At 44.5% G+C, this 22,571-nt stretch carries 16 protein-coding genes; 7 read left to right on the top strand and 9 right to left on the bottom strand.

The window, feature by feature from the left end; all coding sequences use genetic code 11:
• Positions 1–3 precede the first annotated feature (3 nt).
• On the top strand, positions 4–1,167 hold the full coding sequence (locus tag WS34_RS07930) for an IS4 family transposase (protein ID WP_046404109.1): 1,164 nt from the start codon (positions 4–6) through the stop codon (positions 1,165–1,167).
• A gap of 62 nt (positions 1,168–1,229) precedes the next feature.
• On the opposite strand, the gene WS34_RS07925 is transcribed toward WS34_RS07930, so the two are convergent.
• The 7 genes from WS34_RS07925 to WS34_RS07895 form a co-directional block, all read right to left on the bottom strand.
• The gene (locus tag WS34_RS07925; protein WP_013610643.1) at positions 1,230–1,784 is read right to left on the bottom strand and encodes an RNA polymerase sigma-70 factor; all 555 of its coding nucleotides are present in this window, start codon (positions 1,782–1,784) and stop codon (positions 1,230–1,232) included.
• A 121-nt stretch (positions 1,785–1,905) separates the two neighbouring features.
• Positions 1,906–2,481: a thymidine kinase gene (locus WS34_RS07920; protein WP_013610642.1), complete on the bottom strand. Its 576-nt coding sequence runs from the start codon at positions 2,479–2,481 to the stop codon at positions 1,906–1,908.
• A 316-nt stretch (positions 2,482–2,797) separates the two neighbouring features.
• The gene (gene glgP, locus WS34_RS07915) at positions 2,798–7,042 is read right to left on the bottom strand and encodes an alpha-glucan family phosphorylase (RefSeq protein WP_046404190.1); all 4,245 of its coding nucleotides are present in this window, start codon (positions 7,040–7,042) and stop codon (positions 2,798–2,800) included.
• Between the two features lie 324 nt (positions 7,043–7,366).
• Positions 7,367–8,698 (bottom strand): glycoside hydrolase family 57 protein, encoded by a 1,332-nt coding sequence (locus WS34_RS07910; protein ID WP_046404188.1) that lies wholly within the window; start codon positions 8,696–8,698, stop codon positions 7,367–7,369.
• Positions 8,699–8,725: 27 nt separating this feature from the next.
• On the bottom strand, positions 8,726–10,012 hold the full coding sequence (locus WS34_RS07905; RefSeq protein WP_046404186.1) for a glycosyltransferase family 4 protein: 1,287 nt from the start codon (positions 10,010–10,012) through the stop codon (positions 8,726–8,728).
• A gap of 118 nt (positions 10,013–10,130) precedes the next feature.
• Complete coding sequence (locus WS34_RS07900; protein ID WP_046404184.1) at positions 10,131–12,086, bottom strand: amylo-alpha-1,6-glucosidase; 1,956 nt, start codon at positions 12,084–12,086, stop codon at positions 10,131–10,133.
• A gap of 21 nt (positions 12,087–12,107) precedes the next feature.
• On the bottom strand, positions 12,108–14,114 hold the full coding sequence (locus WS34_RS07895; RefSeq protein WP_046404196.1) for an alpha amylase C-terminal domain-containing protein: 2,007 nt from the start codon (positions 14,112–14,114) through the stop codon (positions 12,108–12,110).
• Positions 14,115–14,621: 507 nt separating this feature from the next.
• Here WS34_RS07895 and WS34_RS07890 point away from each other — a divergent pair.
• On the top strand, positions 14,622–15,239 hold the full coding sequence (locus WS34_RS07890; RefSeq protein WP_046404181.1) for a WbqC family protein: 618 nt from the start codon (positions 14,622–14,624) through the stop codon (positions 15,237–15,239).
• Positions 15,240–15,353: 114 nt separating this feature from the next.
• Here WS34_RS07890 and WS34_RS07885 read toward each other — a convergent pair whose 3' ends face one another.
• Together WS34_RS07885 and WS34_RS07880 are read right to left on the bottom strand one after the other, a co-directional pair.
• Positions 15,354–16,145, bottom strand: a complete 792-nt coding sequence (locus WS34_RS07885; RefSeq protein WP_046404180.1) for a C40 family peptidase — start codon at positions 16,143–16,145, stop codon at positions 15,354–15,356.
• 33 nt (positions 16,146–16,178) lie between these two features.
• Positions 16,179–17,846, bottom strand: a complete 1,668-nt coding sequence (locus WS34_RS07880) for a putative transporter (protein WP_046404178.1) — start codon at positions 17,844–17,846, stop codon at positions 16,179–16,181.
• Positions 17,847–17,974: 128 nt separating this feature from the next.
• Between WS34_RS07880 and WS34_RS07875 the strand changes: the two genes are divergently transcribed.
• The 5 genes from WS34_RS07875 to WS34_RS07855 all read left to right on the top strand — a co-directional run bounded on the left by WS34_RS07875 (position 17,975) and on the right by WS34_RS07855 (position 22,510).
• Positions 17,975–18,301, top strand: coding sequence for a hypothetical protein (locus WS34_RS07875; protein ID WP_286693679.1), 327 nt, complete (start codon positions 17,975–17,977; stop codon positions 18,299–18,301).
• Positions 18,298–19,950 (top strand): ABC1 kinase family protein, encoded by a 1,653-nt coding sequence (locus WS34_RS07870; RefSeq protein ID WP_046404174.1) that lies wholly within the window; start codon positions 18,298–18,300, stop codon positions 19,948–19,950. Before WS34_RS07875 ends, WS34_RS07870 begins: the two co-directional genes overlap by 4 nt.
• A gap of 76 nt (positions 19,951–20,026) precedes the next feature.
• Positions 20,027–21,049: a threonine aldolase family protein gene (locus tag WS34_RS07865; RefSeq protein WP_286693680.1), complete on the top strand. Its 1,023-nt coding sequence runs from the start codon at positions 20,027–20,029 to the stop codon at positions 21,047–21,049.
• A gap of 4 nt (positions 21,050–21,053) precedes the next feature.
• On the top strand, positions 21,054–21,749 hold the full coding sequence (mnmC2, locus tag WS34_RS07860; protein ID WP_046404169.1) for a tRNA (5-methylaminomethyl-2-thiouridine)(34)-methyltransferase MnmC2: 696 nt from the start codon (positions 21,054–21,056) through the stop codon (positions 21,747–21,749).
• A complete protein-coding gene (locus WS34_RS07855) occupies positions 21,746–22,510 on the top strand; it encodes a TIGR02757 family protein (protein WP_046404167.1) in 765 nt (254 codons plus the stop codon). The genes mnmC2 and WS34_RS07855 overlap by 4 nt, the downstream gene beginning before the upstream one ends.
• The last annotated feature ends 61 nt before the right edge of the window (positions 22,511–22,571 follow it).

Raw genomic sequence — 22,571 nt, 5'->3', positions numbered from 1 at the left:
GTTATGCATAAAGATCCATATATTTTTGCCCAATTAGTTAAGTTCCTTGACCGAAGTAAATTCAATCGTATCGTTACAAAGTATGAAGGCGACAAGTATATCAAGAGCTATACCTGTTGGAATCAGCTGCTTACGATGCTGTTCGGTCAGCTATCCAATCGAGAGAGTCTCAGAGATTTGATTGTGGCTATGGAAGCTCATGCTGGGAAACTTTACCATCTCGGAATCGGGAAGTCTGTAACTCGGAGCAATCTTAGCAAGGCTAATGAGCAACGTAACTACCGCATCTTCGAAGAGTACGCAACATTCATGATTGCCGAGGCCCGCAAGCGTAGAATCAATAAAATATTCGAACTTGACGGTCATGTTTATGCATTTGACTCTACAACGATTGATCTGTGCCTGTCAGTGTTTGAATGGGCTAAATTTCGCAAACATAAAGGCGGAATAAAGTTGCATACGCTCTACGATATTGAAGTGGAAGTACCTGCATTTGTGCATATTACACCTGCCAATATTCACGATTCAAAGGCTATGCCTGAGATTCCATATGAATCAGGAGCGCATTATATATTCGACCGGGGGTATAACGATTTCAGCAACCTTAATACAATAAATCGTATAGGTGCTTTCTTCGTTGTACGAGCCAAAACAAATGTACGGATCAAGCCTAAAACCTGGAAACGAAGATTGCCGGAAGGTGTAGTATCGGATGTAATCGGATGCTTTACGGTTTATAAAAGTTCTAAGGATTACCCTGAGGAACTTAGAAAACTCATCATTGAAAATCCTGAAGATGGTACACGATACATCTTCCTGACAAATAATCTTGACGCATCTGCGGAGTTAATATCATCGCTTTATCGAAACAGATGGAGTGTTGAACTGTTCTTCAAATGGATAAAACAACACCTCAGGATTAAGAAGTTCTGGGGAACATCGGAAAACGCTGTACGCATACAAATCTATTGTGCGATAATCACTTACTGCTTAGTAGCAATAGTCCTACACGATATGAAATTAGAACGAAGCATCTATGAAGTTCTCCAAATACTCGGAATTTCTCTGACTGACAAAACACATCTCAGTGACTTGTTTGACAAATCGAATTTCAAAAATGTCAAAGACCGATATGATTCAAGTGAACCGAATTTATTTAATTTTTAACCTTGTCCATTTTTAGTGGACAGTAGTGAAACTCAATATAAAACAGCTATCTGAACAGACAATTACAACAGAAATAACAAAACCGAATCTTTTAACTTTTCACGCAAATACTTGAATCCCCGGTTCTTTTGGGTTTTTACCGTATTAATACTGATTCCGAGCAGATCGGCAATCTCATTTCCCGAATGTCCCTGAATACTCATCAAAAGTATTTTTTTTCTTTCTTCGGGCAGATCTTCTATATAGACATAGAGTTGGCGGATCAATTCTTCCCGTACGGTTAAAGCGAATTGTTCGTCGGGTAATTCAACCTCCTCCGCTACCATCTTACGTAAAATATTCTGACGGGAAGCCTGGGTACGAAGATGGAACAGGGCATTGTTGTAGGTCGAGCGATATAAATACCAGGTCAATTCTTTGATATCCGGAAAGGTCCGGTCGGAATTCCAGATCCTGATCAAAGTATCCTGAACGATATCCTGAGCCGTATCGGAATCTTTTACAATACCATCGGCATATGAACAAAGGGCTGCATAATAAGAGGCATACAGCGTTTCCCACGCTTTTAAATCCTTTTGATTTACCCCTCTTAATATTTCCTGTTCATTTAGCGCCATCCACTTTCTTTCTGTTTGTTTCCGAAAACAAAAATAAAGGATATTTATAAATATAATTAAAACAAGGGATTATTTTATAGAAAACATTCTTTCTGTCCCCCATTTTCGGCAGCCCAACCGGTTATTGGTGCTCTTTTTTCATTAATTCGTTAAAACAATGCCGGCATATCGGTTCATAATCGTGCTTTTCTCCCAGCATCACCAATTTATCATTATCCGACAGACGATGGGAATGATGGGCCAAATTCCCGCAACGGACACAGATCGCATGTACTTTCGTCACATATTCGGCCACAGCCATCAAATCAGGCATCGGCCCGAAAGGTTTACCGGTATAATCCATATCCAGCCCAGCGACTATTACGCGGATACCGTTATCTGCCAATGTTTTACATACCGACACTATATTAGAATCAAAAAATTGGGCTTCATCGATTCCGACGACATCGACATCTCCGGTCAATAACAAAATATTACCCGAATTTTCCACCGGCGTACAACGAATCGTATTCGCGTCATGCGATACCACATCTTCATCCGAATAACGCACATCGATTTTCGGTTTAAATATTTCCACCTTTTGCCGGGCAAACTGTGCCCGCTTCAACCGCCGGATCAACTCTTCCGTCTTACCGGAAAACATAGAACCGCAAACCACCTCTATCCAACCGGCCCGATTAGTACTCTCCAAAAACATCCCTGATTCATTTTTAGTCGTGCAAAAGTATAAAATTAAGGGATTCCGGGACGGTTCTTTCTGTCAAAATTTACCGGCATCTGCTAAGTTGCCGGAATAGGGGAATTTATAAAGCCAATGGTTCCAACGGATGCTTTTTACGGTCGCTGAAACGAACGATCGGGAAGGACGGTTTAGCGAACAAAAGGGATTTAGAAGTTTCTGACTTTTCAGACGAAATAAAAAGTTACAAAGGTTACAAAGATGGCTCAACCTCTGCTCCCTTGTAACTCTTGTAACCTTTTTAACTTTAATAACTGAAAAAAGAACGATCAGCTTACAGCCATTTTACCAAAGCAAAGTCCTGGCGATGGGGCAGTAATTCGCTTTTCGGGTAGATACGGATGGCCAGCATCAGCAATCCCGGAGAGTCGGCAGTCACATCGATGCGGTATCTGGCCACACTACCCACTTGTTCAACAGGGATAAAATCGTGTTTTTCGCGGATAACCTGGCGTCCGTCTTTCTGTTCGGCAGCCACCAATTCAACTCCCACTTCATGCATACTGAGTTCGCCGATCTCGAGTTTCACCTCTCCGTAATAAGATTTCCCCAAAGCGATGATCTGTTTGGAACGATTGGGCAGGTCCAATCCGACTAACTCGATATTATCCCATTCGCGGGAAATTTTCTTTTTCCATTCGGCAATTTCTGCCGCCATGGCGAAATCATTTTCGATCATCTTCTGATAGCGGGCAGACATCGGAACATAATATTGTTTTTCATAATCTTCCAGCATCCGGTTGGTCGTAAAATTCGAAGCCACCCTGGCAATAGTATTTTTGATATAGCTGATCCATTTAGGTGATAATCCGTTAGCATCCCGTTCGTAGAACAGAGGAGCGATCTCATCGTCGATAATGTTATATATCATTTCAGAATCCAATTCATCCTGCATGGCCTGATTTTCGAAAGTTCTTTCCATCGGCAGCATCCATCCGGCATCTTTACGATATCCTTCGACCCACCAGCCGTCGAGCACGGAGAAATGCATAACACCGTTCATAGCAGCCTTTTCGCCACTGGTACCCGAAGCTTCCTGAGGCCGGGTCGGCGTATTCATCCAGACATCAACCCCTTGTACCAATTTCTTGGCCAGATCCATATCATAGTTAGGCAGAAAGATGATCTTACCCAGGAATTGCGGATATTTGGATACCTCGACAATCCGTTTGATCAGGTCCTGTCCGGCTTTATCGGCAGGATGGGCTTTCCCGGCAAAGATAAACTGCACCGGATGTTTGGGGTTATTGACGATTTCATCCAGGCGTTCGAGGTTACGGAACAACAGGTGAGCCCTCTTGTAGGTAGCGAAACGCCGGGCAAAACCTATGGTCAGAATATCGTCCCGCAAAGTTTCACGGATCTGAATCACCTGCCGGGGAGTGAAATAAGAGGCAGCCACCTCGTCTTTCAACAATTCTTTTACATGATCGATCAGGCGCTTACGCAATTTGGTACGCACCTCATATACGACAGCATCGGGAACGGTATAGATTTGTTCGAAACATTTCTTATCGTAATGATGATTCTTAAAATCTTCACCGAACAAAGATTCTTCTATTTTCTTCCATTCGGGAGCCGCCCAAGTCGGATAATGTACCCCGTTGGTCACATAACTGATGTGCAACTCCTCGGCCATATATCCCGGCCACATGCCTTTGAAAATCTCTTTACTCACTTCGCCGTGCAACCAGCTAACCCCATTCACTTCCTGAGCCAGATTAGCCGCAAGGAAGCTCATAGAGAATTTCTCATTCGGATCGGCGACATTGATTTTTCCTAATCCCAACAGCTGTTCCCAGGAGATTTTCAGCCGATCGGCATAATGAGAGATGTAAGTACGCAGCATATTTTCCGAAAAGGCATCATGTCCTGCAGGTACAGGTGTATGAGTCGTAAACAAAGAAGATGCCCGCACCACTTCGATCGCTTCGGCAAAAGTCAGGCGTTCCTCGGTAATATATTCTTTCAATCTTTCCAGCCCGGTGAAAGCAGCATGTCCCTCATTGCAATGGTAAGTAGAAGCTTCGATACCCAGTTTTCGCAAGGCCTGAATACCTCCACACCCGAGCAAAAGTTCCTGTTTCAAGCGGTTTTCCCAATCTCCGCCATACAGATGGTGGGTGATACTCCGGTCTTCGGGCAAGTTATCTTCGAAATCGGTATCCAGCAGATAGAGCTCTATCCGGCCGACATCGACCCTCCAAATCCGGGCATATACATTCCGTCCCGGGAATACCAGACTGATGGTTTCCCAATTACCTTCCTTGTCACGTACCGGGGTTACGGCGATCTTCATAAAATCCTGAGCTTCGTATTCGGCTTCCTGATCACCCATAGCAGATAATTTCTGTGTGAAATAACCATAACGATACAATAAACCGACAGCCGTAATCTTCGTCCCTTTATCGCTGGCCTCTTTCAGGTAGTCACCGGCCAGGATTCCCAATCCTCCGGAATAGATCTTCAACGAAGTATGCAAACCATACTCCATACTGAAGTAAGCAACCCCATTCCCGGACATATGTTCTTTCGCTGCCATATAGGCTTTAAACTGAGCATATACTTCTTCAAGTTTATGCACGAAACCGGCATCATTTTCCAGTTCTTTATAACGAGCCAGGGAAATCGAATCCAACAACATGATCGGATTGTGACCGCAAGCCCTCCATTTATCGACATCGATCATCCGGAATAATTCACGAGCACCTTCATTCCAGGCCCACCAAAGGTTTTTGGATAATTCTTCCAGAGCGATCAGTTTTTCGGGAATAGAGCGATGGATCATCACACTGACCCAGCTGGGATTATTTACCGTGAGCTGTTTTTCGATATAAGATACCGATTCGTTCATATTGGCAGGCAGGTCTTTCAAGCGTTCGCTGACCTGGTTCAAAGCGATCGTATAAGCCTGTTTATAATAATTGATCAGATTATCCCAAAGTGCAATCCGGGAAACATCTTTGGCATTGTCCCGGTCTTTCTGCATTTCAGTTTCTCCGACCTGTGTATAATTTTTTACCCATTCGGCGATAGCCGTAGCCACATTGGACGCATCACCGTCTTCGCGGTGAATAACTTCTATACCGGGATGATTCATATTATAATGTTCTTTCACCCACAGTCCGAATCCGGCCAAAGTGGTCGTAATGGTAGGCACTTTAAACGCCAGACTTTCGAGCGGAGTATATCCCCAAGGCTCGTAATAAGACGGGAAAGCGGTCAGATCCATCCCCACCAGCAAATCATAGTAAGGCATATTGAATACCCCGTCATCTCCATTCAGATAACTGGGAACGAAGAAGATCTTCACTTTATCTTCCTCGGAATTACGCAATTTTTGTGCCCGGATACGGTTCATCACCGGATCGTTGGCACTATCGTTGAGATAATGTGTCAGATAAAGATCTGTAGAGGTAACGGCCTGATAAGGTAATTCCAGGTTATGCAGCAATTCCTTGTTTGCACCGGCATGTCCGGCAGGTACCAAAATAAAGGCCAACACCTCTTTACCGAGTCCGTTGTTACGATTCAATTGTCCCATGGCATCGATAAAGACATCGATTCCTTTGTTTTTAAACTCGTACCGTCCACTGATACCCAGGATCAAGGCGTCTTCGGCTACGGGACGCCCCAAAATCGCCTGTGCCACCTGAAGAAATTTTTCTCTTCCGGCCTTTCGTTTGCCTTCCCATTCGGCTTCGGAAGGCGTAAAGACATTCTCAAATCCATTGGGAGTAACCAGGTCTACTTCTTTATCCAGAAAATGAGCACATTCGGTAGCCGTGATCTCACTGACCGTAGTGAAACAATCGGCTTGATGTGCTGCGGTCTTCTCGAGAGACTGTTTGGAAATGACATTGAAACGACGTGCCAGTTCTTCGGGTACATAATTTTTCATCTCACTGTACAGGGGTAGATTATTCCCGGCTACACAACGGCCCAACACGGTGGCATGAGTGGTAAATACACATCCCACCTGAGGCATCGCACTTTTCAAATACAATAATCCGGCTCCCGTCATCCATTCGTGAAATTGGGCGATAATCCGCTGCCGGATAGAAGAATTAAAGCGAACGAAGCTCTCGATCACTTTCCCTGCTGCATATCCGAACAGGGCCGGTTCGATGTAATCCCATTGACCACTAATCGAATCGAGTTTATATTTTTCCCAAAAAGAAGCAAAAATTTCATCTTTCTGCGTAATGAACGTACTGAAATCAACCAGGATGACAATCGGTTTTCCAGCCACATTCCACCGTCCTACTTTAATACGCAAGCCTTCCTGGGCTGCTCTCTGCCGCCAGGACCTGAACAAACGGGGATCGTCGATAAATTCAGGATTCTGTTCGGTATAACGCCAGACATCGGGGCCGATTAAAATATGACTACTGCTGTATTCTTTTTCCATATTGAGGGCTTTGGTCGAAATCACCGTATGAATTCCCCCCACTTTATTACAAACTTCCCAACTTACTTCAAAAAGGTAAGCGGGATTCTTCAATTTATTGTTATCCATATTACTTTTGCGTGTGTTAAATGAGCCCCGAAGGTACATATTTTTATCCAAAAAGTTGATAATCAAAACCTAAAAAATCAAAATTCAGGAAATTCATTGTTCCTGCAATGCCTTTCCTGAATCGGTTTAGTTCATGAGCGATCAAGTTTATTAAGTCCCCGGACCTTGCGGGCACTTTTCTCTACGGCCGACCGGACCCGAAAGTCCCATAAAGAAGACGTCCGCAGGTTCTACACACTTTATGAACTTGAAGCAACGAAGGAGTAACCTGAAGAACTTTACGGACTAATTATACCGATCTTTTTCCGGATTAGCCCGAAAAGCTTATTTCTTTTTGGTCGTCGTTCTTGCTTTTTTCTTCTCACTCCCGGTCTTTGGAGTTTCTTCCTTCGAAGTTTCCGGGGCTTCGATTACTTTCCGGGTTTCTTTCGGTTCTTTTTCTTCTTTCGGATGTCTTGTCTTCTTCCGGTCCGTTTCTTCTTCTACCCTCCGTATAAAATCGCTCAGCACATTCATATAATTTATAAATGCCTCGTAAGGAGTGTCGTAGGGAGTAAAATATTGGTGTATCGCTCCATCAGAAAATAGCTTGGTGCACATATAATAGAAATGGTCGCTAGCCTGTAAGCAATCGAAATCATGGGTAAGTACCGGATCTTTGAGCGCATTGACTTTATTTTTCATTTTATAAAGCTCCTCGAAAGCTTCATTCTGCAATTCATTTCCCAACCAGGCAGTGACATCCCGTTCTTCATCGGCCCATGAGATCGGGTAAGGGACATGCAAAGGAGCTACCGGTTGATGTTTTGCGGCAGCCTCTTTAGGAGTCAGAAATTCAAAATTGGTAGAAGCAAAAATCTGTGCCGGCAGAGCTGCTATAAAATCGAAAATCCCGGTATCGCCTCCCTGGTGTTCTCCCAAAGTTTCGTAGTCCATAAAAAGATTGACAATCTCTCCGTCGGCAGCATTCAGCCAGGAAGCATATTTATCGGCAGTCAGCGGCCATTGATCCCAACCTTTATCGGAAAAACGGAAAGCGATATCGTCGCTTAGTCTGAAATTTTTCAGCAACAGCTTCAATTTCGGATTAATCGAATTGGTATAGACATAATCCGGGCTCTTCCACCCCAGGATATGCCGTGCTCCTTCGGTCAGCATCGTTTTATATCCCATCCGGGCGACCATCTCACCAATCTCGTCGGAATAGATCAATTCGGTATTCCGGAAAGTCACCGGTTTCACCCCGAATAATTCTTTCATCAGATCAGCATGTTGTTTCACCTGTTTTTTAAATTCGCCTTCATCCACCAGCGAAGCCAAGGAATGGGAATAAGTTTCGGCCAATATTTCGACACATCCGGTAGCCACCAATTCTTTAAAACTATCGATAACCTCAGGGGCATATTCACGGAATTGTTCGATAGCCATTCCGGAGATAGAAAAGCTCACTTTAAAATTCTTTCCGTATTTCCGAATCAGCTCCAGCATCATCCGGTTGGCCGGTAAATAGCAACGGTCGGCCACTTTACGGGTAATCGTACGATTGGCAAAATCGTCGTAATAATCGCTATTCTTGCCTATATCGAAAAAATGATATTTTCTTAAACGTATCGGTTGATGCACCTGGAAATACAAACACAACGTTTTCTTATCCATAGTAGTCATATTTTAATTGTTATTGTTTTATCTTTTTAATTCTTCGTAAATCGTTTTTAAGAGATACGCTGCATTTTCCCATTTTAAAGTATTCACCTCATTCAAGCCGTATTTAGCTGCAAATTCAGCTAATGCCGGATACGCCAGCAAAGCATAGATAGCATCCGCCAAGGCATCGACATCCCAAAAATCAACCTTGATCGCATGTTTCAACACTTCGGCCACTCCCGATTGTTTAGAGATAATCGTAGGTACCCCCGAGCGCATCGCTTCCAGCGGAGAAATCCCGAAAGGTTCGGATACAGAAGGCATCACGTAGACATCACTGTGGGCAAACATCTTTTGCACATCCTGGCCACGTAAAAAACCTGTAAAATGAAATTTCGTTGCAATCTTCAGTTTAGCCACCCTTCGGATCGAGCGGTTCATCATATCCCCGCTGCCTGCCATGACAAAACGTACATTCGGATAACGTTTCAGCACTTTATTCGCTGCCTCGATAAAATATTCGGGGCCTTTCTGATAAGTAATCCGTCCCAGGAAGGTCACGACCTTTTCTTTTACCCCTCTCTCGACTTCCATTTCGGAATACGACTGAAAATCAACGGCATTATGTACCGTCACCACTTTATCCGGATTAATCCCATAGCGGGTAATGACGATATTCCGGGTTAGATTACTGACGGTCACCACCCGATCGGCTTCCAGCATCCCCTGCCGTTCCAGGTTATAGACCGTTTGGTTCACATTCTCACCACTACGATCGAATTCAGTGGCATGTACGTGCACCACCAGAGGTTTACCGGAGACTCTTTTTGCAGCGATACCCGCAGCATAGGTCAACCAATCGTGAGCATGGATCACATCGAACTGTTGTTGCCCTGCAATCGTAGCAGCAACCAGAGCATAACGAGCCACTTCCTCCATCAGATTAGCCCCGTATTTACCGGAAAATTGGTATTTGTTCTTAAATTCAATCCGATTTTCTTCGCTTCCTTCCAGAACACTCTTATTCACCTCCCGGGCAAATGTCTCGGGATCCATATACGGCATCAGATTAGAGCCAACCTCCATGAAATTGATATTTTTCCAATATTCCTCCACATCATGGTACTGGTACAAAGACTCCACATCACTGGCGTTAATAATTTTAGCAGCACTCTGATCTTCATCACCGCTCGCTTTCGGCATGACGAAGAGCACTTCAACTCCTTGTTTAGCCAATCCCCGGGTCAATCCCAGACATGCGGTTCCCAATCCTCCGGCAATATGAGGAGGAAACTCCCAGCCAAACATCAATACTCTAGTTTTCATATAATTATAATTATTTTTTTTGCAATCGTGCAAAAACCTCGTTCCTCTTATCGTGTTTCCCTATCCAAAACTTTCCACTTCATTCCTCTCGTCTGCATCTTCCCCTATCTATCGTCTGTCATCTATCATCTTTACAATACTTCTCCAGCAAAGCCATACTTCTCAAAATCGCCCCCACACTCCAAGCTTGTGATATACACCCATTCGGAGTATAAGGAGGATTTCCGTCATAAATTTCTCCGACAGAACAAACCCCATATACAGTCATATCTTCTTCGAAGTTGGCCAATAGTTCACGGGCTGTTTTCGCAAATTTTTTCCCATAAAGCCGAAAATTAGCTTCGATATAAGGTCCGAGCAGCCAAGGCCAAACCGTTCCCTGATGGTAAGCTCTGTCCCGGGTAGCCTGATCTCCTTCATAAGTGCCTTCATAAGCCGGATTCTTAGGTGCTAATGTCCGCAAACCTTTCGGTGTCAGCAATTCGTTTTTCACCACATCGAGCACACCATGTTTCATCTCGTCCGACAAGGGACTATATTCCAGCGAACAGGCGATCACTTGATTCGGACGTACAAAAACATTCTGTCCGCCTCCATTGACAAAGTCGGCCAAATAGCCTTTTTCTTCATTCCAGAATACATTCAGGAAGCTTTCTTTTACTTTGACAGGCATTTCTTTCCAATCTTTCACGAACTTATTATCTCCAGCCTGTCCAGCCAGTTTCAAGGTATAGCAAATAGCATTATACCAAAGTGCATTGATTTCTACCTGATACCCCCCGCGTGGTGTAACGGGTACCCCATTGACAATGGCATCCATCCAGGTTAACGCTTTCCCCGGTTCGTCGGCCCAGATCAGAGCGTTATCCACCATCTTCACATATTCGTTGATTCCATCCCGGTAAGCTTTCAAAACGGCCTTCATCTTCGCTCCGTAGCTCTTCCAAACAGCAGCATCGTCCTGAACGGCTTCTCCATACTCCTGAACGGCTTTAAAAAACCACATCGGAGCATCGACCGAATTGTAGGAAGCATTTTTATCTTTCCCAATATTAGGAAACAAACCGTTATTCAGCTGACGGATCATCGTGTCAAGTACTTCTTTACAAGTCCTGACATCATTCGCCGCAGCCAAAGTCACTCCCGGCAGAGCAATAAAAGTATCCCTTCCCCATCTTCCGAACCAAGGATACCCGGCCATAATCTCAGTCTCTTTTCCTCTTCTCACAATAAACTGGGAAGCCGAATATTTCAGGCAATTCACAAAACTATTACGGGGGGATCTGTCATCCACCAATTTCTGGAACTTGGTTTTCAACCGTCCGGTAGACACCGCATCGACCGAGGCAGAAAAAATCACACTTTCTCCTTTCTTTATCGGAAATTCGAAATACCCCGGTACGAACAAATCCTCCCTGAAATCATATCCCCGGTTTTGTTCCTCCATGTATTCGATGTTATAATACCAATCGGGAGTAGCGACAAACTCGTTCTTCTTGCTGATTTGCATATTCAGATATGGAAAGCCATTATACAATTTGGAACGGATCCCGTTTTCAACTTCCTGATACTTGGTATTGACCATCATATTCGCTTTAGACAAACAATGGATATTCCGGTAAGCCAGGAACGGTTTCAATCTCAAGGTCGTATCGGAATGGGCATCCAGCAAGGTATAACGGATCAGGACCTGAGGTTCGTTGTGTACCAGGACAATCTCTTTTTTGAGATGTACACCTCCTACCCGGTAAGTCAGGGTAAATACCGGTTCATACTCAAAATCGACAATATATTTATGCCCCCGGGGTTCATAATTACCCGGATACTTATGGATACCCAAATTAAATTCACGTTCGTGCTGAATGACCGTCTCATCCAGATTCGACAACAACACATGATTCTCCCCGTCGAATTCTTCAATAGGCAATATCAGTAATCCGTGGTACTTCCGGGTATTACATCCGATAATGGTAGAAGACATATATCCTCCTGCCCGGTTGGTCGCCAGCACTTCCCGCTTCAGTGAATACTCCAGATTCACCAATTCATCCTTATTAAATTTCAAATAAGCCATAATAACGTCTTTATATCTATTTTATTTTTTCTTTTTAAAGTTTTCCTCCTGCAATTGCAGGACAATTGCTGTACGGGAAGGTATATAGAGACTCAACCAGTTCCGTCCTTCCCGGTAAAGGGTAAAATGTTCCAACCCGTCGTCGATCCGGTTAAAGCCGGAGAACAACTGATTATCGGTATCCAATACCGGCAAATATGTCCCCGCTTCCACCTCGAACCGATAGTCGGAGAATGAACTTTGGGGATTAAAATTAAAGACAAACAGATAAGCACCTCTCCGGAAAGCCAATACCTGTCTCTCATTATCTCTTACGACAGGCAGTGGGATAGGTTTAAAAAAGCCGTCTTTCTTTGCTAAAGAAATCATTGCTTTATCGAACTCATTCAAAAAACGGAAACGCAGATCCTTGTCGTCGACCAGACTCCATTGCCGGCGGGCATGTTCATAGCTCCAATTATTCCCTTCCCGGGGAAAATCGATCCATTCGGGATGCCCGAATTCATTCCCCATAAAATTCAGGTATCCGTCGCCGGCAGTGGCTATCGTTATCAGCCGGATCATTTTATGAAGCGCCATTCCCCGGTCGACCCGAAGACTATGGTCGAAAACACTCATCGAAGTATAGATATCCTTGTCGACCAAACGAAAAAAGATGGTTTTATCCCCTACCATAGCCTGATCGTGACTCTCGGCATAACTGATGGTATGCTCCTCCGGCCGTTTATTGGTCAGTTCGTAAAACATATCCCCGACATGCCATTCCTCATCTTTTTTATCTTCGATCAATTTGATCCAATAATCCGGAACTCCCATGCTCATGCGAAAATCGAACCCTAATCCTCCCTCTTCGACAGGCATCGCTAAACCCGGCATACCACTCATATCTTCGGCAATCGTAATCACTTCCGGATTCACCTCATGGATCAACTTATTGGCGAGAGTCAGATAGGTTATCGCATCTTCATCCTGATTACCGTCGTAATAAAATTTATATTCCGTAAAATCGCGTCCTAAACCGTGATCCCAATACAGCATACTAGTGATCCCGTCGAAACGGAAACCATCGAAGTGAAATTCTTCCAGCCAGTATTTACAATTCGACAACAAGAAACCGATCACTTCATTTTTTCCATAATCGAAACAACGGGAATTCCACAATTGATGTTCGCCACGTTCGCCAGGATAAAAATACTGGTTATAATCTCCGGCAAAACAACTCAATCCCTCGGCTTCATTTTTGACTGCATGGGAATGCACGAGATCCATGATCACGCCGATACCGTATCCATGTGCCTCATCGATCAGACGTTTCAGGTCATCGGGGGTACCGAAGCGGGAACTGACTGCATAAAAATTCGACACCTGATAGCCGAAAGAGCCATAGTAGGGATGTTCCTGAATCCCCATCAGCTGAATCATATTGTATCCCAAATCCACAATCCGGGGCAACACATAAGCCCGGAATTCATTAAACGTAGACACCCGGCGATTTTCCATGCTCATACCGATATGTGCTTCGTAGATCAAAGGATGGTCCATTCTTCCTACACCGGAATAACGCCACCGATAAGCTTGTTCGGGTTGCCAGACCTGGGCTGAAAAAATTTTGGTCAGATCATCCTGTACTACCCGGTTTACATATCCGGGGATCCGTTCTCCTCCTCCTTCGGGCCATTCTATCCAGAATTTATAATCCATCCCATGCCAGAGGGCTTCTTCTGGTAATTCCAATTCCCAGATTCCTCCATCCAGCCGATGAAAGCTATAATTCTCCCTTCGTTGCCAGTCGTTCGATTCTCCGATCAGATAAATCGCCGTGGCGTGAGGAGCCCATTCCCGGAATACCCAACCTTTCCCAGGAAGCCGGTGCAAACCAAAATAAAGATGATTATTAAAAATGTCAGCAAGTCTTTTTTTCCGGTTGGTAAATTCCAACTCTTTCAGCACACTGCGTTCATGGCGACGCCGGATAACAGGAAGAAAAGGTTCCAGCAAAGGATCGTTGACTATGATATCAAATTTCATTTCATACCGTTTAAAATATTCCCCCGGCAAAATATTCACACCTATTCATCCATCACTTAATACTATCGCACCTACACCCCATGCATTCTATTCATTAACTTCCTTTCACATCTCCAAAGATCTTAACCAAAGTTTACGATAAAATATTATTATTTCAACCATTTTACCGGATACAAACAAACATTATACGCTCTATCAGCGGGAATGTTCCGGTTATCAGAGGAAAAAAACATTTATTTTTTCCAATCCCGAAAAGAAATCCTCGATAAGACGTAGTTATGTTCAGTTCAATTCAGCATTCGAAAGATAGCAAGGAATCCGCACATCCACAAATTTTTATCAATATTTTAACGACAAAAATTTGCAAATTACACACTTGTTACTTCCAGATGACAATTTTTACACACTTCTGCTAAATTATTACGACAAATTGAGGAAAAATATACCAAACAGAGAAGTCAAAAAATATTTTACTATTTTTGCCTGTGCTCATCAAGCACAGCTATTATGAATCCTTTTTTATTAACGACAGCCTATTTTCCACCGATAGCTTACTTCTCCTGTCTAAAAAAAGCAGAAGTAACCTATATCGAGCAATATGAAAACTTCGGCAAACAGAGTTACCGCAACCGTTGTGAAATCATGACCGCAAACGGCGTGATCGCTTTAACTGTCCCGGTAGCCAAAGCCAACAGTAAAACCCTCGTAAAAGACCTGAAAATCGTGTATCCGACACCCTGGCAAAAATTACACTTCCGGGGAATCGAATCGGCTTACAAGAATTCTCCTTATTACGAATATTATATCGACGATTTAATGCCTTTTTTTGAAAAGCAGGAGACTTACCTTTTCGATCATAACCTGGCCATCTTAACGACTGTACTGGATTTACTGAAACTGAAACGGGATATCCGGCTTACAGCAGATTACATCGCCCTCGGGGACGCCAATTACACGGACCTGCGCAACGCTATCCACCCCAAGGCTTCCCATAGACAACCCGGTTGTGATTATATCCCGAAACCTTACCGGCAAACTTTCAGCGACCGCTTTCCATTTACCCCGAATCTGAGTATCCTGGATCTGCTTTTTTGTTGCGGCCCGGAGGCGGGGGAAATGATTTGAAAAAAAAGTTACTAGAGTTAAAAGAGTTACTAGAGTTATAGAGTTATAAGAGTTATAAGAGTTGCAAAGGTTACGTGGGATTACTAAAGTTTAGACTTTATGGACTTTCTCACCTTAATCGTTGAGGATTCGTTTGATGACTTTCAGGTTATGGGTATAACGTTTCAAGTCTTCGTTGAAAATTCCCTGGTGGTCGATTTTGTCGACCCGTACTCTCCCGGAAGCATGGATAATCCGGTTTTGTTCCCAAATGATTCCGACATGAGTGATTGCTCCGGCCTCATCTCCGAAGAAAGCCAGATCACCGGGCATCGCTTCTTCGACGAAAGAATAATTCTGTCCGAGCGTCACCTGCTGCGAAGCATCCCGCGGCAAATCGATCCCGGCCATCCGGTAAACTATCTGGGAAAGCCCCGAGCAATCGATCCCATAAGGTGACCGTCCTCCCCAAAGATAAGGCGTATTGTAATACATCAAGGCATAACCGATAATCAGATCCCTTAAACTATCGATACCGACATCTTTCATCTTACTGACCAAAGTATAGGTATCTCCCCCGATCTGCATCTTCTTGGTCGTGGCATCGAAAAAGGGAAATACACTACCCGAAACTACCAATTTATTCCCGTAATCACCGTCTTTCACTACTATATTAAATACTTCTGTAGCCAGTACAGGTACCTCGGCTTTGTATTTATCGATAAACTCTTCGGTGACTTCAAGGTACATTTTCCGATCGATCCAGCCCTCGTAATGATCATGCAACATCCTGACATATACCCATTTTTCATCCACCTCCAGTATTTCAAATACCTCACCGAAAAGAATCTGAGAAACCATCTCACTCCGTTCTGATTTTTCACTCCGCATGGGAACTATACTCAAATCTGCTATACCGTAAGACATAGGAATACTGAATTAATATACGATCGTGCAAATTTACAAAATAAGTATCAATAACTGGGCTGTTAAAACGCGTAAAAACATCGTTAAAGGATAAACAGTAGCATATCCCACTGCCGGCATATCATTTCCGGCGACACCATTCGAATAAGCCAATGCAGGCGGATCAGTAGTACTCCCGGCAATCAATCCCATCAAAGTGAAGTAGTTTATCTTATAACACCTACGGGCGATACAGCCAACAATCATCAGAGGTACGAAGGTGATGATAAACCCATATCCGATCCAGGCAAAACCGCCTTGATTCACCACCGTATCCACAAATCCGATCCCAGCCTCCAGACCGACACAGGCCAGAAACAAAGAGATGCCGATTTCGCGCAACATCAGGTTGGCACTCATTGTCGTATAAGTAACCAATTTATAATGGGGTCCGAACTTACTGATTAAAATAGCAATAATCAAAGGTCCTCCTGCCAATCCCAATTTCACCGGTTGCGGAATTCCCGGAAAGGTAAAAGGTATACTTCCCAATAAAATACCCAAAGCGATTCCCAGAAAAATAGGCACCAGATTGGGTTCCCGCAACCTTCGGAGTGAATTACCCAATATTTTCTCTACGCTTTTCACACTATCTTCCGTTCCGACGACTGTAACCCGGTCACCGATCTGTAATTCCAACCCTGGACTAGCAACCAAATCCACCCCGGCCCGGTTTACCCGGGTGATATTCACGCCGAATCCTCCGCGTAAATGGAGTTGAGCCAGCATTTTTCCATTGATTTCCGAACGGGTAATCATAATACGTCTCGAAACCAATTTGGAATCCAGCTTTTCCCATTCAGAACGATGCATCTCTATTTTTTCACCGATAAAAGCGATAATCGCATCCAAATCTTGCCTGGCAGCAATAATAAATAATTTATCTCCGGCCTGTAGATGGGTGCGTGAATAAGCGATCTCCAGATCATTGTTCTCATGCAGCACCCTGGAGATTACAAATTTCTTATCGATCAGCGTAGCAACGGCCTCTACTTCTTTACCGAACAGAGCCGGATTTTTCACCCGGACGGAAACATGGGTCGCCCGTGCTTCTTTTTCTTCCATCTGACTTTGGGCCGATTCGGTCTCTTTATCAAAAGAAATCCGGAAAATATAACGAATCAGGATGATCGCTGCAATGATCCCCACCACGCCCAAAGGATAAGCCACTGCATATCCCATAGCGATTTCGGTGCCTTCCTCTCCGGTCATATCGAAATATGCCTGTTGCGCAGCCCCCAGTCCCGGTGTATTCGTCACCGCTCCGGAGAGGATACCCACCATCGTCGTGACGGGCAAACCGGTAACGACATATAAGACACAGGTAATTGCAACACCAAGAACGATCACCAATACCGCCAGTAAATTCAGGGTAAGTCCGCCTTTTTTAAAGGAAGCAAAGAACCCCGGGCCTACCTGTAAGCCAACTGAATAGACAAACAGAATCAGTCCGAATTCTTTCAGGAAATGCAAGGCATGTGCATCCATCCTCATCCCCCAATGGCTGAAAATAATACCGACGAACAGAATCCAGGTAATTCCTAAAGAAATACCTGCAATCTTCACCTTCCCCAAATAGATTCCGATAAAGATAACGATGGCTACCAATAGAATCGAATGTCCGATCCCCGATCCGAAAAATAAAGTATGTATCCACTCCATATACAAATCATCTTAAATTTCTTAGAGCCTACAAAAGTAGAAAATAATCTGCACAATTTCTTCTTTGCAACTAAACACATCTTTTTTCGTTTAATATTTTGCAATCGACAATGCTTAAAGTAATCAGTATGACAAACGACTTATTATACTTGCTTTTACGGGCTTCCATCAATGCCTCGCTCAGTGACCGGGATGCTTTTATCGACAAGGTATCCAAAATCATCGAACAGCAAACTCACAAAGATCCGGAAGCAGCCCGTCGGCTCAGTGACCATATAGCAGGGGCTATGGAAGGGCTGAACAGCACTTTATTATTGCGTCAGTTATTCACTCCCCGCCGGGATAAAAAACTCACTCAAACCCTCGATCAGCTCACCACAGCCGTAGAAAAGCTGAATGCTTTACTGGAAGATCCCTCGTCTCCTACCCAACCTGCTAAACCCAAAGAGCAATGAGAATTACAGATGTATACGTAGGGTATCTGAAGATCACCAGAATCATTCAAATCAGCAGTATTCTGGTCAAGCACGGTTTTAAGGAAATGATTTCCCACACTTTTTTAGGACGTCGTATCCGAAAGCGCCGCATCCGCCAACATAAACCTGTATATACCACTCAGGAACGGTTGCGGTTGACGATAGAGGATCTGGGACCTACTTATATCAAATTCGGTCAGATCCTGGCCGACCGTCCGGATATACTCTCCGAACGGTTCAGAAAAGAGTTGAAGAAATTACAGACCAATGCCCTCCCTTTCGACGACCACCTGGCAATCCGCCTGATAGAAGACGAATTAGGGGCCGAAATCAAGGATGTTTTTTCAGAATTCAATCCGCATTGTATTGCTTCGGCTTCCATCGGACAGGTGTACACCGGACGTCTGAAAAACGGGAAAGACGTCGTAATCAAAATCCGCCGCCCGAACATCGACCAAAAAATCAAACTGGACTTATACCTCATGCGCTATCTGGCCAAAAAATTAGCCACAGAATACCCCGAAATGGCAGCCATCAATATCGTAGGAGTCGTCGACGAGTTCGGCGAAAGCATATTCAAGGAATTGAATTATTACAACGAAGCCACGAACATCCTGCGTTTCCGGGATATATTCAAGGACAATCCCCGGATCTACATTCCCCATGTCGACATGAAACATACGACCCACCGGATGCTCATTATGGAACGGATCTTCGGTATGTCGCCGGACGATCCACTTCAACTGAAGGCAGCCGGACTCGATCCGGTACAAATAGCTCTCAACGGAGCGGAAGCATTACTGATCATGGTCTTCAAGGAAGGTTTTTTCCATGCCGACCCTCATGCTGGTAATTTATTTATCCTGCCAGGTAACCGGGTAGCCTTCATCGACTTCGGGATGGTCGGAGCTCTCCGTCCCCGGGAAATGGATTTCCTGGCCAACCTTTCCATCGGTTTCGCCCGCCGGGATCCTATCGGCTTGGCCGATTCCATGATCCGGCTTTGTGATCAACGTTTTTTTGACCAACGGGACGATTTGATTTTCAGCCTGCAACAAATGATCAAACGTTTCTCCCAGCTCCCGATCGAGAAATTCAATTACGCCAAGATGATCCAGGATTGTATCGACCTGATCACCAAATATGAACTTTGTCTGCCTACCGGTATTTTTATGCTGGCCAAAGCGTTGGCCACGATCCAGAAAGTAGCCGAACGCCTGGACCCTGATATTCCTTTTGCCAAGCTCATCATCCCTTACGCTAAAGACGTAGTCATGACTCAATTCTCTCCGCGTAAGATGGCCGCCTCGCTTTTTCAAACCTTAAAAGGGTATGCCACCCTCCTACAAACCGCTCCGGGAGATATCAGCGAGATATTATACAAACTCAAACAAGGTGAAATCAAACATGAGCTACAAATCACGGATGTTCCCGAATTCCGGAAAATGCTTCAGAACGGAGCCTCCCGGCTCGCTTATGCGATACTTCTGGTCGGTCTGTTTATCGGAGCGATCGGAATACTCGATAAACGTCCCGACCTGAAGTACGGCCATTTTCTGCTCTTTATATCCTCTTTCCTAATTTTCATCGTTATGTTAAAATGGATATTCCGGAAAAAAAGGGATTAGAACAGAAAGATTGGAGATTAGGGATTAATTTCATTATCTTTGAATCGTTTTATCTTTAATTTTAGTCTTTATTATGATTCGAGGTTTTGGAAGCGATAATTTTTCGGGCGTATTACCGGAAGTATTCAAAGCACTGGAAGAGGCTGCCTACGGGCACCAGCATTCTTATGGAGAAGATTGTTATTCTGAAAAAGCCATACAGGATTTTAAAAATATTTTTGGAGAAAATATCAGTGTATTTTTCGTTTATAACGGCACAGGGGCAAACATACTCAGTTTATCTGCTTTTACCCATTCCTACAACGCCGTTATATGTGCCGAGACTGCCCATATCAATGTGGACGAATGCGGAGCGATCGAGAAGCAATCGGGCTGTAAACTACTGACTGTTCCTACTTTCGACGGAAAACTGACAACTGGTCTCATCCAAAACCACATGCACGGTTTCGGAGAGCAACACCATTCACAACCTAAAATGATTTCCCTGACGCAATGTACCGAATTGGGGACGGTCTATACGCCTGACGAACTAAAGGAAATCTGCGATTATGCCCATGCCCATCGGATGTACGTACATATGGACGGTGCACGTCTTTCGAATGCCGTCGCCTATCTGGGATGTGATCCCCGTGACATCACCTCCCGGGTCGGTATCGATGTTTTGAGTTTCGGAGGTACCAAAAACGGGATGATGTTCGGAGAAGCCGTAGTCTTTTTCAACCCGGAAGTAGCCAAAGAAGTACAATATATCCGGAAGCAACTGATGCAGCTTCACTCGAAGACCCGTTTCATCGCCGCTCAATTTTCGGCAGTCTTAAAACATGACCTTTGGTTAAAGACCGCCGGACATGCCAACCGGATGGCCCGGATGTTAGCCAACGAAGCGGCTAAAATTCCGGGAATCCGTATCACTCAAGAGGTACAAGGCAATGAAGTATTTGCAATCATCCCCCGCGATAAGATAACCAAATTGCAGTCGGAATGCTTTTTTTACATTTGGGATGAAGATGCTTCGGAAGTGCGTTGGGTCTGTTCTTTCGACACCACAGAAAGCGATATTATCGAATTTGTCAATTTACTCAGAGCGGAAATCTGTTGAAGGAATGACTCATCGACTGATTCAAACAGAAGACGGTAGTATCACCTTATATGTTCCTGAACTGAATGAACATTATCATTCGGTTCACGGAGCTATTCAAGAATCCCTCCATATCTTTATCCGGGCCGGCCTGGATTTTTATCTGACCACCCCCGCACACCGGCCGACAACCGAAACCCCTCTGTCTATTCTGGAAGCTGGCTTCGGGACCGGGCTAAATGCTTATTTAAGCTTATTACGAAGCGAAGAACTCCGGCTCCCGCTCAATTATCATAGTGTGGAGAAATACCCGTTACTCCCCGAAGAAGTAAACCGGCTTCATTATCCGGACCAACTTCCTGCTGCTGCTCCCGAATTATTTTTCGCTTTGCACAACGCCCCCTGGGAGTGCGGAGAGCAAATCACCCCTTTATTCCAGTTACACAAATACCGGGCAGATTTCCGGTCCGTACAATTTCAGGAGCAATTCGATATGGTCTATTTCGATGCCTTCAACCCGGAAGTGCAACCCCACCTCTGGACTCCGGAAGTACTCGGCCGTTTCGCCCGGGCATTGAAACCGGGAGGGATCCTGGTGACCTATTGTGTCAAGGGAATAGTCAAGCAAGCCTTACGCGAAGTCGGTTTCACCTTAAAACGCCTGCCAGGACCTCCCGGAAAAAGAGAAATGCTCAGAGCCACTAAACCCGATCGACCATGACATTACCAGAAATAAAACAATTACTTGATGAAAAATATCAGGAATATTGCCATTCCGACTTTTTTATCCATACCGACCCGATTCAAATACCTAAATTATTCGAAGAGAAAGAAGATATCGAAATAGCCGGTTTTCTGGCAGCCTCCCTGGCTTGGGGACAACGTCCGACCATCATAAAAAAGTGTAAGGAACTCATGCAGCTCCTGGATTATGCTCCTTATGACTTCATCCGGCATGCCCGGGAAAGCGATTTCTCCCGTTTCGAACATTTCAAACACCGCACCTTCAACGGTTATGATTGTAGTTATTTTTTACGCTCCTTAGCCCATATTTACCGCCGGGAAGGGGGATTGGAAAACGTCTTTACCACAGCCTGGCAAATACACGGGGATATGTTCGACGTATTACGCCATTGGTACCGGATTTTCACTGCCCTTCCGGCCGAGCCCCGGGTACTCCGCCACATCGCCTGCGTAGACAAAGGTTCAGCCGCCAAAAGAGTGAATATGTTTATTCGCTGGATGGTGAGACACGACCACAGTGGCATTGACTTCGGATTATGGAAAGGTATCCCGACTTCGGCCCTATTGATTCCTTTGGATCTGCATACAGGGAATGTCAGCCGCGAACTCGGTCTGCTCACCCGTAAACAAAACGATGCCAAAGCTGTCGAAGAGCTTACCCAGCATCTTCGTGAATTCGATCCGGTCGATCCGATCCGGTATGATTTTGCTCTTTTCGGACTGGGAGCTTTCAAATAAGCAGGTTTTAGTAGTTTAAAATTCCGATGGAATTGTTGAGAGCCTCTTCGAGGCTGTTGAG

This window comes from Odoribacter sp. N15.MGS-14 (genome assembly GCF_000980245.1).
GTDB classification, from domain to species: Bacteria; Bacteroidota; Bacteroidia; order Bacteroidales; family Marinifilaceae; genus Odoribacter; species Odoribacter splanchnicus.
This window is presented reverse-complemented; position numbering and strand designations above follow the sequence as displayed.